General features: G+C 64.6%; 14 protein-coding genes. 11 read left to right on the forward strand and 3 right to left on the reverse strand.

The window, feature by feature from the left end; translation table 11 throughout:
- Nucleotides 1-99: 99 nt before the first annotated feature.
- The 7 genes from MAF45_RS06020 (at nt 100) to MAF45_RS06050 (ending at nt 7,242) form a co-directional block, all read left to right on the forward strand.
- Nucleotides 100-1,332, forward strand: a complete 1,233-nt coding sequence (locus tag MAF45_RS06020) for a hypothetical protein (RefSeq protein ID WP_237978656.1) — start codon at nt 100-102, stop codon at nt 1,330-1,332.
- Nucleotides 1,329-2,213, forward strand: coding sequence for a sugar nucleotidyltransferase (locus tag MAF45_RS06025; RefSeq protein WP_237978657.1), 885 nt, complete (start codon nt 1,329-1,331; stop codon nt 2,211-2,213). The genes MAF45_RS06020 and MAF45_RS06025 overlap by 4 nt, the downstream gene beginning before the upstream one ends.
- Before the next feature lie 18 nt (nt 2,214-2,231).
- Nucleotides 2,232-2,804: a dTDP-4-dehydrorhamnose 3,5-epimerase gene (gene rfbC / locus MAF45_RS06030; protein ID WP_237978658.1), complete on the forward strand. Its 573-nt coding sequence runs from the start codon at nt 2,232-2,234 to the stop codon at nt 2,802-2,804.
- The gene (gene rfbD / locus MAF45_RS06035; protein WP_237978659.1) at nt 2,801-3,649 is read left to right on the forward strand and encodes a dTDP-4-dehydrorhamnose reductase; all 849 of its coding nucleotides are present in this window, start codon (nt 2,801-2,803) and stop codon (nt 3,647-3,649) included. Before rfbC ends, rfbD begins: the two co-directional genes overlap by 4 nt.
- Nucleotides 3,646-4,671, forward strand: a complete 1,026-nt coding sequence (gene rfbB, locus MAF45_RS06040) for a dTDP-glucose 4,6-dehydratase (RefSeq protein ID WP_237978660.1) — start codon at nt 3,646-3,648, stop codon at nt 4,669-4,671. Before rfbD ends, rfbB begins: the two co-directional genes overlap by 4 nt.
- Nucleotides 4,672-4,757: 86 nt before the next feature.
- A complete protein-coding gene (locus MAF45_RS06045; RefSeq protein WP_237978661.1) occupies nt 4,758-5,945 on the forward strand; it encodes an iron-containing alcohol dehydrogenase in 1,188 nt (395 codons plus the stop codon).
- Between the two features lie 13 nt (nt 5,946-5,958).
- Nucleotides 5,959-7,242, forward strand: coding sequence for a purple acid phosphatase family protein (locus MAF45_RS06050; protein ID WP_237978662.1), 1,284 nt, complete (start codon nt 5,959-5,961; stop codon nt 7,240-7,242).
- A gap of 124 nt (nt 7,243-7,366) precedes the next feature.
- On the opposite strand, the gene MAF45_RS06055 is transcribed toward MAF45_RS06050, so the two are convergent.
- The 3 genes from MAF45_RS06055 to MAF45_RS06065 all read right to left on the reverse strand — a co-directional run bounded on the left by MAF45_RS06055 (nt 7,367) and on the right by MAF45_RS06065 (nt 11,694).
- Entirely contained in the window at nt 7,367-8,293 is a 927-nt protein-coding gene (locus tag MAF45_RS06055; protein WP_237978663.1) for a universal stress protein, read from the reverse strand.
- A gap of 178 nt (nt 8,294-8,471) precedes the next feature.
- On the reverse strand, nt 8,472-10,070 hold the full coding sequence (locus MAF45_RS06060; protein ID WP_237978664.1) for a hypothetical protein: 1,599 nt from the start codon (nt 10,068-10,070) through the stop codon (nt 8,472-8,474).
- Between the two features lie 349 nt (nt 10,071-10,419).
- A complete protein-coding gene (locus tag MAF45_RS06065) occupies nt 10,420-11,694 on the reverse strand; it encodes a hydantoinase/carbamoylase family amidase (protein WP_237978665.1) in 1,275 nt (424 codons plus the stop codon).
- Between the two features lie 411 nt (nt 11,695-12,105).
- Between MAF45_RS06065 and MAF45_RS06070 the strand changes: the two genes are divergently transcribed.
- The 4 genes from MAF45_RS06070 to MAF45_RS06080 all read left to right on the forward strand — a co-directional run bounded on the left by MAF45_RS06070 (nt 12,106) and on the right by MAF45_RS06080 (nt 13,981).
- Nucleotides 12,106-12,732: a hypothetical protein gene (locus tag MAF45_RS06070; RefSeq protein WP_237978666.1), complete on the forward strand. Its 627-nt coding sequence runs from the start codon at nt 12,106-12,108 to the stop codon at nt 12,730-12,732.
- Nucleotides 12,733-12,845: 113 nt separating this feature from the next.
- The gene (locus MAF45_RS11290; RefSeq protein WP_326520679.1) at nt 12,846-13,214 is read left to right on the forward strand and encodes a PhnD/SsuA/transferrin family substrate-binding protein; all 369 of its coding nucleotides are present in this window, start codon (nt 12,846-12,848) and stop codon (nt 13,212-13,214) included.
- An 11-nt stretch (nt 13,215-13,225) separates the two neighbouring features.
- Nucleotides 13,226-13,534, forward strand: coding sequence for a PhnD/SsuA/transferrin family substrate-binding protein (locus tag MAF45_RS11295; RefSeq protein WP_326520680.1), 309 nt, complete (start codon nt 13,226-13,228; stop codon nt 13,532-13,534).
- Nucleotides 13,535-13,555: 21 nt separating this feature from the next.
- Complete coding sequence (locus tag MAF45_RS06080; RefSeq protein WP_237978667.1) at nt 13,556-13,981, forward strand: hypothetical protein; 426 nt, start codon at nt 13,556-13,558, stop codon at nt 13,979-13,981.
- Nucleotides 13,982-14,017: the final 36 nt, after the last annotated feature.

Consider the following 14,017-nt stretch of genomic DNA (forward strand, 5'->3'; position numbering starts at 1 on the left):
GAAAGGCTGCTCCGATAGGTGCGCCCGCGGGCTTTTTCCGTTTTTCCAAATGAAGTCCGCCTCGGGCTCCCCGGCGGCCGCAGCAGGAGTCACCAAGCCTTGAACAGTGAGAAAAAATCCGCGGGGCCCCGCATTGTCGCTCTTGGCCGCGGTAGCACGCGCCTGCCGCTCGCGAAGCGCTATTTCGATTCGATCGAGGTGCTGGACGGCTTTGACAGCGTCCCGCTGTCCGATATTCTTCTGAGGCGCATCCGGCTGATCGCGGTGCCGTCGCGCCGGGAGACCCGCGGGCGGTCCGCCCGGGCGAAGCGCAGTCTTGCAAAGGCGATGGGGCTCTCGCTCAGCTCCGAGATCGCCCGCAGGAACCTGGCGGACTGTTTTTTTGGCGACCACGGCCCGAAAGTGCTCTTTGCTCCTTCTGAAACCGCTGCACGCTTTTACCGGACGCATCTGAGTCCGCTCGGCTTCCAGGTGCTCGAGCTCAAGGATGAAACGAGCCCGATTCGCCTCGGGGCCTTTTTCCGGCGTGCGGCAAAGCTGCTCGCCTCCTGCGGCCCCGATCGCTCCGAAGGGCTCACGGTCTTTACGGATATGCATGAGGCACCGCTTCTGCGCCTCTACCGGAAGCTGCACCCGGCGCGCAGGATCGTGCTGCGCTTCCACGACCGGATCGAAGGAGGGCTGGGCGGCCGGGCTCCCAGCGCGCAGAGGGTGATCCTCAGCGCGAGGGCGCTGCGCTCCAAGGGGGTGGTCGACGAGCTGGAGTCCTACAGCCGCTCCGATGCCGCCGCCCTGGGCGGCCTTTATCGTCCCAACGGCGTGAACCCGGATGTGATGAGCGGATACGACCGGCCGAGCAGGGACTGCCTGTGGTTTTTCATGGGCAGCCCGGGCCAAGGCGTGGAAAGGACAAAAGTCCTCGGGGCTCTGCGCGCGGCGCTGCTGTCCGCCTGCCCCGGGCTTGACCGCTGGCTGGTCGAGAAAACAGCCGGGGAGTCCTCGCAGTGGCTGCCTTACGCGGATTACCTGCGTCTCTGCGCGGGAGCCGAAGTGATGGTCGACCTGGTCCGGATCGGACAGGATGAAGGATATTCCTTCCGGATGGCGGAGGCGCTTTTCCTGAACCGAAAGATCATCACCAATCGCAGCACGGCCGCCGGCGAGCCCTTCGACAGGCCCGGTCGGCTCTTTCTGATCGGCCGCGACAGCCCCGAAACGCTCTGGTCATTTCTTCAGACAGAGCCGCAGCCCCTTGAGCCTGAGGCACTCAGGCCCATCGACGCCCGGCTCTGGTGGACGCCGGAAGACCCGGCGGAGGCAGTCAGGCAATGAAAGGCATTCTTCTTGCCGGCGGCAGCGGCAGCCGGCTCTATCCCATGACCCGGACCACCTCTAAGCAGCTGCTCCCGGTCTATGACAAGCCGCTGATCTACTATCCGCTCTCCACATTAATGGATCTTGGAATCACCGAAATGGTCGTCATTTCCACGCCGCGGGACCTTCCGGGCATCAGGTCGCTGCTGGGCGACGGCGCGGAATTTGGGCTGCGGCTTTCCTACCGGGTGCAGAACAGGCCCGAAGGCATCGCGCAGAGCCTCCTGATCGCTTCGGACTTCATCGACGAGGACATCTGCCTCATCCTGGGGGACAATCTTTTCTTGCTGAACGGGGAGCTCGCCCGGCTGCGCTCCCTCGCCTCCGGACAGGCTCTGGAAACGGCCGTGGTGGTGCTCTGCCCCGTAAAGGACCCGGAGCGCTTCGGCGTGGCGGACTGCGATGCCGGCGGGCGGGTGCTCAGGCTGGTTGAAAAGCCGAAGCTGCCTACTTCAAATCTGGCGGTGACAGGGCTTTACTTCTACCCGTCCGACGTGGCGGGCCTCGCAGCCACGCTTCGGCCTTCGGCGCGGGGGGAGCTGGAAATCACGGACCTGAACAACCTTTATCTGGCGCAGGGGCGATTGCGCGCGCTCCGGCTCGAAAGGGAGTCGAGATGGCTTGACGCCGGCACTCCCGATGCCCTGCTTGAGGCTTCGGAGCTGGCGGCCAGGGCCTGGCGCAATGAAAGGAAGCCTGCGGGCTATCCGGAGGAAATGGCAAGGCGCCGCGGGCTGATCAGTCAGGAGGACTACGAGGCGCTGCTGCGCTCGATGAAGCCGGGCACGCCGTACCTTGAGCATCTCAGGGCTCTTTCGGCCAGCCTCTGGCGCAGTTAGGCGGGGAGGGTGACGGAAATGGAAAAGCTTGAAACCGCTCTGCCCGGGGTGTTTGTTCTGGAGCCCCGGATTTCCGGCGACGGACGCGGGTATTTCTGCGAGACCTGGAATGAAAGGACCATGGCTGAGGCAGGGCTCGACGTGCGGTTCGTTCAGGACAACGAGTCCCTGTCGCACTACGGCGTCATCCGAGGCCTCCACTATCAGAAGGGCGGGGCCTCGCAGGCCAAGCTGGTGAGGGTGATTGAGGGAGAAGTGCTCGATGTGGCGCTTGACCTCCGCGCGGGGTCGCCCACCTTCGGCCGTTTCGCAGCGGTGAAGCTCTCGGGCGAAAACCACCGCCAGGTGTTCATTCCGAAGGGATTCGCCCACGGCTTTGCGGTCCTTTCGAAACGGGCGGTCTTCGCCTACAAGTGCGATGCCTTTTACGAGCCTGCAGCCGAAGGCTCGGTGAGCGCCCTCGACCCGGAGCTCGGGATTGACTGGGGGGTGCCCGCCTCGCAGGCCTCTTTTTCGGAAAAGGACCGGAACGCGCAGAGTTTCGCGCGCTATCGCTCGAATCCGGATTTCTTTTTCGGGAGGCGGCCGTGATCGCGGTGACGGGGGCGGACGGCCAGCTCGGACAGGCCCTTGTCCGGAGGGCCTCGGGGCTCGGGATTGGGGTGCTCGCGCTCGGGCGCGCTCAGCTTGATGTGACGGATTCCGCCCGCATTTCGCAGCTGCTGGGCGCAGGCCGCTTCGAGGCCGTCGTTAACTGCGCAGCCTACAACGCGGTGGACAGGGCCGAGGACTGCCCGGGAGAGGCCTTTGCGGTGAACGCCTATGCGCCCTGGCTGCTTGCGCAGCAGGGCATTCCCTTGGTGCACGTCTCAACCGACTACGTCTTCGACGGCGTATCAGAAAGGCTCTGCGAGGTCACTGACGCACCGAGCCCGCTTTCGGCCTACGGGCTGAGCAAACGCGCGGGCGAGGCCGCGCTCCTTGAAAGCGGGGCGCGGGGCCTGATCGTCCGCACAGCCTGGCTCTATTCCAAGCGGGAAGGAACGCGGAATTTTTTTCAAACGATCCGCAGGCTTGCCCGCGAGCGGCCGGAAATTTCCGTCGTGGACGACCAGGTGGGCTCGCCCACGCTCGCCGAGGATCTGGCCGAGGCCATTCTCCTTCTCATTCGCGCCGGGGCGCACTGCCGCCCGATGAGTCTTTTCCATTTCGCAGGGAAGGGCAGCTGCTCGCGCTTCGAATTCGCCCGGGCGATCGTGCGGGCCGAGGGGCTCGACTGCCGCGTTCGCCCGGTGCACACCGGAGCCTTTCCGTCGCGGGCGCGAAGGCCCGCGCATGCCGTTTTGTCCTGCTCGCGCTTTGAGCACGCCTGCGGAGTTGCCCCCAGGGGGTGGCTTGAGGCGCTCGAGAGCCGCGAGGCCTGGGAGGTGCTGTGACCGCTTTTGAAAGAACGATACTTGTGACCGGAGGTGCGGGCTTCATCGGCTCGAACTTCATATTCGGGCTCGAGCGGCGCAGGCCTGAGATCCGCGTGATTGATCTCGACCTGCTCACCTACGCCGCGCACCCGCAGATCTGGGAAGCGCAGAAGGCGATGCCCGGCGTCGTGCCGGTCCGCGGGGACATCTGCGATACGGCCCTGGTCGCCCCGCTGCTCGAGCGCTTTGACGTGACCGGCATCATCCATTTCGCGGCAGAGAGCCACGTCGACAACTCGATCTCAAACCCCCAGGGCTTCGTCCGCACGAACGTCCTGGGCACGGCCTCGCTGCTCACGGCGGCCGTCCGGGTCTGGAAGAAAAAAGGGGTTCTCGGCTCCGCTCGCTTTCACCATGTTTCTACGGACGAGGTCTATGGAGCGCTCGGGCCCGAGGGCTTCTTCGTCGAGTCGACGCCCTATGCCCCGAGCAGCCCCTATTCAGCCAGCAAGGCTTCGTCGGATCTGCTCGTGCGGGCATTCGGGCGAACCTACGGCCTCAACTACACCATTTCCAACTGCTCGAATAATTTCGGCCCCTGGCAGCACGCCGAAAAGCTCATTCCCACGGTGATTCGCAAAGCCCTTGCGGGCGAGCCTGTGCCGATCTACGGCACCGGGGCCAACGTCCGCGACTGGCTGTGGGTCGGAGACCATTGCCGCGCGATTGAAAGCATTTTCTTCGACGCAGCTCCCGGCGAGACCTTCAACGTGGGCGGACACGGAGAGCGCGGCAACCTTGAGATGGCGCGCAGCATCTGCGCGCTGCTTGACCGCCTCAGTCCCCGCCCGGACGGCAGGCCCTACGCTGCACAGATCGCTTTTGTGTCAGACCGTCCCGGACACGATTTCCGCTACGCCATTGATCCGTCAAAAATCGAGCGCGAGCTCGGCTGGCGGCCAGGCCTCACCTTTGAGCAGGCGCTGGAGCGGACCGTGCGCTGGTACCTGGGGGAAGGCCGCGCACTGCTCTCGCCTTAGGACGCCGCGCCCTCTGCGGATCAGCCTCGCGCCGTCCGTCCGGCGGATTATGATGTCCGGAGCCTTTTCGGGGGAGGATGGATCCCATGCAATCTTTCAGCTTTCAGAACAAGGGCCGGCTGCTGTTCGGCGAGGACATGAAGGGCGCTTTCGCGCGGCTTGCGGCCGCGCTTTCAAACCGCGCCTTGGTCGTCTGCGGGGCGCACTTCTCCCGCAGCGGCGAGCTGGCCGGCTTCGAGCAGGCGCTTGAGGCCGCCGGAGTGCGCGTCTGGGTGGAGCCCGACCTCGGCAGCCCCAGCATCGAGCAGGCCCGCGCCATGATGGAGCTCTGCCGCCGGCAGTCCATCGGTCTTGTGATCGGCGTGGGCGGCGCCACTGCCATGGATTTTGCGAAAATCGTGGCCTACGGGGCGGCGCAGAAGCGCGACGTCTGGCCCGAGATTGAGCAGCGCGGCGAGCCCCGGGGCGGCAGCAGGCTCGCCCTTGCCACGGTTCCCACCTATCCCTCGTCAGGCTCTGACATGGACGGGGCGGCCGAGATGGTCGAAAAGGAAACCGGGCGCGCGGGCGGGCTCTACGGCGAGCTTCTTCAGACTGACCTCTGCTGGCTCAATCCCGGCTATGCGACCGGCATTCCCTCGCCGATCCTCGCCTATGGCGCGATGACCGCCGTGATTCAGGCCGGCGTCGCCTTCCTGAGCGGGGGGCGCTGCAGCTTTGCGGAAAACGCGAGCCTTGCCGCCTCCCGCACGATTCTTTCCAACCTGGCCGCGGCCCTCAGGGGCGACCGGGAGGCGATTGGCGAGCTGCAGCTTGCGGCCTGCATGAACGGCTTCGGGACGACCTCATTCGGAAAGAAAGAGGTTGATTTCAGCCTGTACTTCATTGAGGGCATCATTGAAAACTACTGGGAGATTCCGTACGTGCCCGCGATCACGATACTGTTTCCTCACTGGCTGCGAAGCGTCTGGAGCGACGGAGAAGCCTTCCGTGATTACTTCAGGCTCGCCTGGGGCGTGGATACCCGGGGGCTGTCGGGGGGTGAGGCCCTGCAAAAGGGGCTTGATGCCATTCATCAGGCCTATGATGGCTTTGGCATCGCCTGGACGCTCCAAGGCCTCAAGCCGATGAATCCCGGACGCGAGAAGCTTCTTCAGTTCGTGCGTGAGCCCGGCCCCTGCGAAAGCTCGTTCAGGGCTTTCACAGAAGACGACATCGCGGCTCTTATCCTTGAAGCCCAGGGCCGCGGCCCGATTAATCCGCGTTTCAATTGAAAGGAAAAGCGCCATGACAACTCTTCTGAAGCTCTCACGTCGCCGCCTGCTGGCCGGAAGTGCGGCCGCGGCGGCTCTTTCCGCCTCCGGATGCGCAGCGTCGCGCGGCCCGCAGGAGGTCGATCCCACGCCGCCCCCAGTCTGGCCGCGGCTTACCGTGGGAGGGGACTGCGCCCGCTCGGTCACGGTCCAGTGGAAACGGCAGGGACCGGGCGAGCTTGTCCTGAGGCGCTCGGACCATCAGGGCGCTGAACGGCGGTTTGACGCCCCGCAGTGCGACGCGGAAGCCGAGGGCGTGATCTTTCCCCTCCACACGGTGAGGATTGACGGACTGGAGCCCGGCCAGGACTACGAGTACCGCGTGGAGCCGAACGGCTCCTGGTTCCGGTTCAGGACTGCGCAGAGCGGCCGCTGCCGGGCTCTGGTATTCGCCGACAGCCAGTCCAACGACCGTTTCAGGACCTGGGCGCGGGTCTACCGCGGGGCGCTCAGACACTTTCCGAGGCCGGATTTCGCCGCGAACCTCGGCGACCTTGTAGACATGGGCAGCCGCTTGTCCTACTGGGCCGACTGGTTCGAGGCCGTGACGCCTGCCATCGCGAGCGTTCCCGAGGCCCCGGTGATGGGAAACCACGAGTGCTACCGAAAGAATCCCGGCGACCGGCAGTTTCGCCCGATCATGCCGAGGGCCTATCTCGAGGCCTTCCCGGTGCCGGAAAACGGCGAGGGCGACCTCGAGCGCTGGTACTACGCCTTTGACTGCGGCCCCGTGCACTTCATCGTGCTCAACACGCAGTGGCTCGAGGCTGCGGCCTTCAGGCCCCGCCTCTACGAGCGGATGAAGCTGTGGTTTCTTGAAAAAGGCTCCAAAACGGAACTGCCCTGGCGGGTCGTGATGATGCACAAGGACATCCTGCACTATCAGAGGCCGGGCAAACCCTGGAAAACCCGCTTTTCACAGACCGGCAGGCGGCTGATGCCGCTGTTTGAGCAGACCGGCATCGATCTCGTCCTCACCGGACACCTACACACGTACCGCAGGCGCGGCTTCGTGAGAAACTTCAGGCACTCAAAGGACGGCCCCTATTATTTTGTCTGCGGCGTGTCGGGCAACATCAGGCACAATGTCGAGGCGTTGCATGAGCTTGACCTTTATGCCGCGCCAAGGCCCGAGACAGACAACTTCATGACCCTTGAGGCTGATGCGGGGACGCTTTCGGTGCGCTGCTTCCTGCCGGACGGCCGGGAGCTGGACCACGCACTGCTCGAGCGCTCCCCAGCCAGGGCGGCCGGTTGACCGGGCCGGGAGTCCCGCCGGGCTCGCAGAAGGTGAAAAGACGGAAAAGGTCTGAAAAGGGATGGAAAAGACGGCGCCCCCGGCAGTCCCCGCCTGAGGGAGCGGCAGGGGGCTGCCTCTGGAATCAGGGCTGCTTCTGGGGCTGCTCGGGCTTTCCGCTCTGGACCACGAGCAGCGGGATGGAGCTGTGCGCGGCGAGCGTCTGCGCGGTGGACCCCATCACGGCGGATTTGAGCCGCGTGTAGCCGTGAGTGCCGGTGACTAGCAGGTCGATGCCGTTGGCCTCCGCATAGGCGGTGATTTCCGAGGCGGGGTTGCCCACGAGGCAGACCCCGTGCGTTTCAAGCTTCGCCCGCTCGAAAAGCGGCTGCACCTTCGACATGGCGTCCTTGAAGTCGTTTTGCTCGAGTTCGGTGATTTCCTGGTCCGAGAGCGTCGGCATGGCGATGCCCGTGACGTTCGTGAGAGCCGCGCCGCGGTAATCATTCACGACGTTGATGAGGTCGAACCGCGCGTTGCGCCCGAACAGCTTCGGGTGCTTCAGAATGTACTGCGCGGCGGCAGCCCCGTAGGAGGATCCGTCAACGCAGACGCCCACGTGCAGGTCGTCGCCAAGCGGTCCCTGCTTTTCCTTGACAAGGAGTACCGGGCAGCAGGCCATCGAGATCACGCCAGTGGACACCGAGGTCATGAAAAGGCCGCGCAGCGCCCCGAGCCCCCGGGTGCCCATCACGATCAGGTCGGCCCCGTAGCGCTTTGCTTCCTCGGCGATTTTCTGGTCGGGCACGCCCACCTGTATCGACTCGCGTACGAACAGCCCCTCGCTGTTCAGAACCTGGCGGCAGCGGGTGAAGACCCGCTCGGCGTGCTCTTCGTAATAGCGGTCGATCGCCCCCTGGCCGAACAGGATCGAGGAGCGGTGCTTAAGGGGCGTCTGAACGTTGAGAAGCTCAATGCTTGCACTCGCGCCGAGCAGGGTTTTCCTCGAGGCGAGGAATTCGACGGCGTGGCGGCTGCCCGAGCTCAGGTCGACGGGAACCAGTATTTTCATTTTTCTGCAGCTCCTCACAGGAAAGTTAGTGCTGAACACCCCCTGAAGAACCGAGGTTCTTCAGGGACTGCGCTTTGATTATGCCGAGTATAGGCTGAGCCGGGGCTTGCGGTGGATGGAAATAAGACCTTTTCCGATTTTTTTTCGGAACCGGGCCGCCGGGCGCGCGCGGCGGGGACTACCGAAAGGCATCCATAGGCGAGGCGCAATTCTCCTCGATCCATTCCCAAAGCAGGGCGGGGAGGACTTCGCCCCGGCTTTTTTCGCCGCAGCGCAGTTTCACGTGGAGATTGTCCTCCGCAGGCGCGATGATGAGCCGCTGCCCCGAGGGCAGAGAAAGCTCAGCCCGGCGCCCGGCGGGAAAAAGGCTCACCGAGGAGACCTGCAGCCGGGCGCCGCCCGGACCGGGGCAGGGCATTCCGCACAGACTGAGCGTGCACCGCAGCATCTCCCGCGTTTCGGAGGAGAACCCGGTGGCAGCGGCGGCCCCGGGGAAAAGCGAGGAGGCCGAAACAGGCCGCGGGGGTTCCCCCTCCCGAAAGAGCTGAAAGCGGCTGGGACCGCTTTCCTCCCCGCCGCGTCCGATGGACAGATTCGGCCGTCCGCTGCAGATCACGGTGAAGGTACGGCCGTCGTAGACGATGTGCGCCGAGGCCTCGTCCCTGAACTCGAGGCAGAGTGCCGCGGCAGTGGCCGCAGTGATTCCGAAACGGCGGACGGCCTCGGAAAAACGCGCTTCGAAGCCAGACTGGCCGGCTCGCCAGGGCGCCTCCTCGAAGGCAGGAACCGTCCGGCCTATGAAGCCGAATTCAGGCTGCGGGGCCTTGACCCAGGCCTTTATCGGGTCGTCGACCCCGGGATCGCGAAGCAGGCGCAGGAATCGGCTGCCGGTGACGCGTCCGCCCTGGGGCTTGCAGGGCATGGACCAGTCGGCCCAGCCGGAAGCCTGCCCGCTGTCCTCTGGCAGCTGCGCAACCCGGCCCTGCCCGCAGTGAAGCCGCAGCGCCGCGACCAGCAGTCTGAACTCCATCGGATCGAGTGCATCGCGGGGCGGCATGAAGAGAAAGGAGGGGCCCGGGGCCTCGCGCCACGGCACTCCTGCGCTCTCAAAGAGGGCCCGATAGAGAGCGCGCCGCTCAGCCCCGGCGCAGCCCTCCAGGTCGAGCTTCCATACTCCGCCCTGGGGGGCGCGGGCGCAGGCGAGCCTTTCGCGCTGCCAGGCCCGAAGCGCTTCTTCAAGCCGCTCGCCCAGGGCGGCCGGTTCCGGCGCGATCGCCCGGGGCGCGCGCGCGACCTCGAACAGGTAGTCGTCGAGCTCCGCGTAGGCGCCGATTCCGAGCAGCGCCCGGGGAATCCCCCCGCGGTGCGTGCCTTCGGAGAGGACAGAAAGCGCGGCGAGGTGCTCGGAGAGCGTGACGGTCCAGACCTCGTCCGGAATCGGCCTGTGCGTCAGGGTCTCGAGAGCGCGGTGCGCCCGCTCGCGCCAGGGCTCCGAGGGGGTCGACGGGACGATGAGCGCGTCTGGCACCAGAAGGGCTGTGTCAACGGCCCTGCCGCCCGCTTCCCGCGCGAGCCCCCGGGCGTCAATTCTGCGGCCCGCCTTGATCAGCGGCGAGAGAAGGGCGGCGGTGAAGGCCGACGGGGGCGAACCAGTGTGCGAGACCAGAGCCGCGCTTCTCATTGCTATGTCAGAGAGCCGCTGCTCCGGATGCCGGCGGTCAAACGAGAGCAGGCGCTGCAGTGCGAATTCGGCGGATGCCGGTGCTGTGCTTTTCATGTAGGCGTCCCTGTGGGGCCGCAGGCGGGGGAGCAGCCCGCCGCGGCTAACGGCCATGAGGTATTTTTCTGTAATATTCAAACATCATATCGTGCATTTCGGGACGAGGCTCCCCTTTCTTCTGTGGCGCGCATCCGCGATAATTTCCTGATCAGGCTTCTGCTTAAGCTGATCGTGCTTCTGCTCACGCTCAAGCCTGACGGCAGCCACTTGTAGGAGGAGAGCCCGCCGCTGTGCGGCGGAAAATGGGCGGCCTCAGGGGATCCGCGCCGTAGAGGTGGGGTCCGGCGGGCAGGGCAGAGCCTGCGGCGGCGTGCGCGGGCAGGGCCCGCTGCTCCGGGCTCTTTTTTCAGAGGTCGTAATTTTCAATCAGCAGCAGGAGCAGCTTCACGCCCTGCATGAAGTCCTCGATTTTCATGTCTTCGTTCGGATTGTGCGACCCTTTCTGGTTCGCCACAAAGATCATGGCCGAGGGAACGCCCGCGTTTGCCATGACGGCGGCGTCATGGCCGGCTCCGGATGGCATCACGAGGAAGGGGATGCCGTGGGCGGCCGCCGTGTTGGCGATTTTCGCAACGAGGCGGGGATTGAGCCGCGCGCATTCGGTCCTCAGCATTTTGTCGAACTCGAACCGTACGCCGCGCTTTTTGGCGATTCGGTCGGTGTCCCGCACGAGCATCTCGTGGAAGCGCTCGAGCGTGCCCATGGACTGGCTTCTCATGTCGATGCAGAACGTGACGAGCCCCGGAACCTTCGTGATCGAGGCGGACGGGTCGGTCTTGACGACTCCGGAGGTGAAGACCAGGTCCTCCTGCCGGTCGAGCCGGTGTATCCAGTGCTTTTCCATGCTCATCAGCAGCTCGGCCGTGGCAAGGACTGCATCGTGGCGGAATTCGTAATCCACGGCGCCCGAGTGGGCGGTCTCTCCGACGCAGCGGATTGCCTTGTGCCGGAGGTTGCCCCTGATGCCGGTCACGACGCCGATGCGCTTCACGGGCTTTGAATCAAGCCGCGGCCCCTGCTCGATGTGCAGCTCGACGAAGGCGGCGATGCCCCCGAGGTCTGAAAGCGGCCGCCCGGTCACCATTTCTTCGGGGCGGAAGCCTGCTCGCGTGATCGCCTCGCCCAGCGTTTCGTTTCTCGTGCGGTGCCGCAGCTGCAGGTCCTCAGGCCTGAGCTTCCCGGTGAGCGCCATCGTCCCGACGTAGGGCTTCCCGAAATAGGAGCTTTCCTCCATGCGCGTGACAAGCACCGTCACGTCGCGCTGGGGGCGGAAGCCCGTTTTTTCCATCCACCACAGGCAGGTGAGCGGCGCCACGATCCCGGCGAGCCCGTCGTAGTTTCCGCCCTGGGGCACCGAGTCTGCGTGCGACCCGCTCATGAAGGCGGACAGTTCCCGGTGCCGGCCCGGCAGCGTGAGGTAGAGATTGCCGGCAGGGTCCGTTTTTTCTTCGAGCTTCAGGCTCCGGCCGAGCTTTTTGAAGTAGTCGTGGATTTCGTTTTCCTTCGCGCTGTAGCCCTCGCGGGTGTACCCACCCGCCGGGTCCTTCGTGAGGGAAGCGATGTCCTCGAATATTTGCCGTGCGAAGGAAAGCCCTTCGATCGCGATGTCCTGTTCTGCCATGCCGGTTCTTCCTTGGTCTGCCGCAGGGGCCGGGCGGTGCGCCCGGCGAAAAAGACGGTCCTGCCACACAATCATAATCGGTGGCTCCCCCGGCGGTCGAGCGTGTCCGGGCCTCTTTTTGAGAAGGCCCGCGGCGGTCTGCGGACTTTCCATTTCGAAAACATAAATAAAAACTTTAACTTATAGTTAATAATACATTGAAAATTAAATTGATATTTATAATCCATAGAGAACTTTTCCTGCTCTTTCAGAGCTCTCCTGCCCGCGCAGCCGGCCCTTTCTCCCGGGCGCCGCGCCGGGCCCGGATACAGCAGGAAACAATTTTTCTGCGTTTCCTGTTTTCCGCAGTCCTCGCCAGAGAGGAAAATGACGGCGGAAGCGTTTTTGCCGGATCTCCGGCTTTGTCTTGTCATGAATAAATTACGACCGGCCGCAGCCGCGGCGCTGGCCACGGTCCTCCTTGGCGCCTGCTCGTCGCTTAATCCCGACATCCGGGCAGTCAAAGACACCGTGATCGAGGAAAACCACTCCTTTTTCACCGTGGGCCGGGTGCTCGACTTCTACCCGGATTGTCTCGACACCAGCTGGGACGCCTATAAGGATCCCAGAGGGCATCGGTGGGTCTTTTATTCCTGCCGCTCGAAGTCGATCAGGGAGTTTCGCGAGCAGGCTCTCGCGGACCTGAAAAAAGAGGGCGCGAACAGCTCTCACCACGACCGGGTCGAGAAGGCGCTCTCGTTTTCAGAGGCCCAGCTGGTGCTCTCCTTCAGGCTTCTGGGCGAGAGCGACAAATGGAAGGTTTCCGCAGCGCATGTGAACCTGGGCTGGCCGGACGGGCGGACGGCGTCGTTGCCCGTGCCCGTCTACGTGGTCATCGCGGCCATGAAAAAGGGCGAGCCGCTCAAGCCCGAGGAGATCAACGAAGAGCCCGGGTTTGCCACGCGGCTTTTCGGGCGCGTAACGCGCCGCATTGAGCTTTATTTCCTCCTCCGGGCGTACGAGAATGCCAGCGTGAAGCCGCAGGGTAAGCCTCTCTAGCGCCCGCGGCCGCTTTGAGCGGAAAATAAAGGCTGTCAGAGATTTCCCTTTTTTGGGGGCGGCGCAATTGAAAACGAAGGGGCTCGCTGCGGCCTCGATTTTGAGCTGGGCCTGTGCGGCTGCGCTGGCCGCATCGCCGGCGCCCGGGCCGCCAGGCCGTGCGCTTCGGGCTTTTCAACACCTTCAGCCCGCAGTTCTACGCCGAGACCGTGGAGCCGACGCTGAGCTACCTCGCACAGAAGCTTCCCGGGTACAGCTTCGAGATCAAGTACCTTGAGGCGGCTGACGCCGAAAGGTCGCTTTCCGACGGCTCCGTCGATTTCTTCATCGCGCCCTCCGGCATTTACGGGATTCTGATCCATTCGGTCGGGATCCGTCACATTGCGACACGCCGCCGTTTACCGGGCCAGGATCCCTCGCGAAGCGTCGCTTCGGCCTTCATCGTCCGCAGCGCCCGGATCTGCGCACGATCGCCGACCTGAGGGGGCGCACCGTGGCTGCGAGCCAGCCGCTCGATTTTGAGGGCTGGCAGATCGCTATGGGCGAGCTCGCGCAGTCCGGCTACAACTGGCGCCGGTTTTTCAAGTCCGTGAATTTCACTCACTATCAGATGCCCGATGTGGTGGCCGAAGTCCTGGCCGGCGGCTCCGGCGCCGGCGTTATTCGCGCCTGCGGGCTCGAGCAGCTCGAGAGCGAGGGCTGGGTGGAAAAAGGGACGCTGCGGGTGGCGGACGACAAGGCCGGCCCAGGCGCTTCCTGCCGTCGCAGCACCGGCCTGTATCCGGACGCCGTGATCGGCTAGCTCGAGCGCGCGAACCCTGACGTGGTGCGGGACGTGGCCGTGGCGCTGCTCACGATGCCCGCGGCCAGCGGGGGCTGGGACTGGAGCGTCTCCTCGGACTTCCTCGCACTCGACCGCCTATTCGGGAAGACCCTCTTCACGCAGAAAATCGACACCCCGCCCTTTTACTTCGGCCGCGAGACTCTCGAGACCCACTACACGATTGGAGGGATACGGATCAATCCCCAGGCCGCTGTGCTGCGGCGAACGGCTCGGTGCTCCCGGGCCTTTGGGCCGCGGGCGAGACCACGGGGGCATCCACGGCACGAGCCGACAAGGCGGGGCGGCCTTCACCGACTGCCTGGTCTTCGGGAGAATCGCGGGGCGGGAGGCCGCCCGTGCGGCCCGGCGAATGCCCTGGAAACAGAGGGGAAAAAAACCGGGCGCGCCTGCGCCCGGAAGAAATGAGAAATCAAGGACTGACTTCATTTCTCATCGCAACTG

It is taken from the genome of Mesosutterella porci (assembly GCF_022134585.1).
GTDB classification, from domain to species: domain Bacteria; phylum Pseudomonadota; class Gammaproteobacteria; order Burkholderiales; family Burkholderiaceae_F; genus Mesosutterella; species Mesosutterella porci.

What these genes read in the sequence shown, in the direction of transcription:
- MAF45_RS06025 (WP_237978657.1), top strand. Translation starts at nt 1,329, where the DNA reads ATGAAAGGCATTCTTCTTGCCGGCGGCAGCGGCAGCCGGCTCTATCCC.
- rfbC (WP_237978658.1), top strand. Translation starts at nt 2,232, where the DNA reads ATGGAAAAGCTTGAAACCGCTCTGCCCGGGGTGTTTGTTCTGGAGCCC.
- MAF45_RS06045 (WP_237978661.1), top strand. Translation starts at nt 4,758, where the DNA reads ATGCAATCTTTCAGCTTTCAGAACAAGGGCCGGCTGCTGTTCGGCGAG.
- MAF45_RS06050 (WP_237978662.1), top strand. Translation starts at nt 5,959, where the DNA reads ATGACAACTCTTCTGAAGCTCTCACGTCGCCGCCTGCTGGCCGGAAGT.
- MAF45_RS06055 (WP_237978663.1), bottom strand. Translation starts at nt 8,293, where the DNA reads ATGAAAATACTGGTTCCCGTCGACCTGAGCTCGGGCAGCCGCCACGCC.
- MAF45_RS06060 (WP_237978664.1), bottom strand. Translation starts at nt 10,070, where the DNA reads ATGAAAAGCACAGCACCGGCATCCGCCGAATTCGCACTGCAGCGCCTG.
- MAF45_RS06065 (WP_237978665.1), bottom strand. Translation starts at nt 11,694, where the DNA reads ATGGCAGAACAGGACATCGCGATCGAAGGGCTTTCCTTCGCACGGCAA.
- MAF45_RS06070 (WP_237978666.1), top strand. Translation starts at nt 12,106, where the DNA reads ATGAATAAATTACGACCGGCCGCAGCCGCGGCGCTGGCCACGGTCCTC.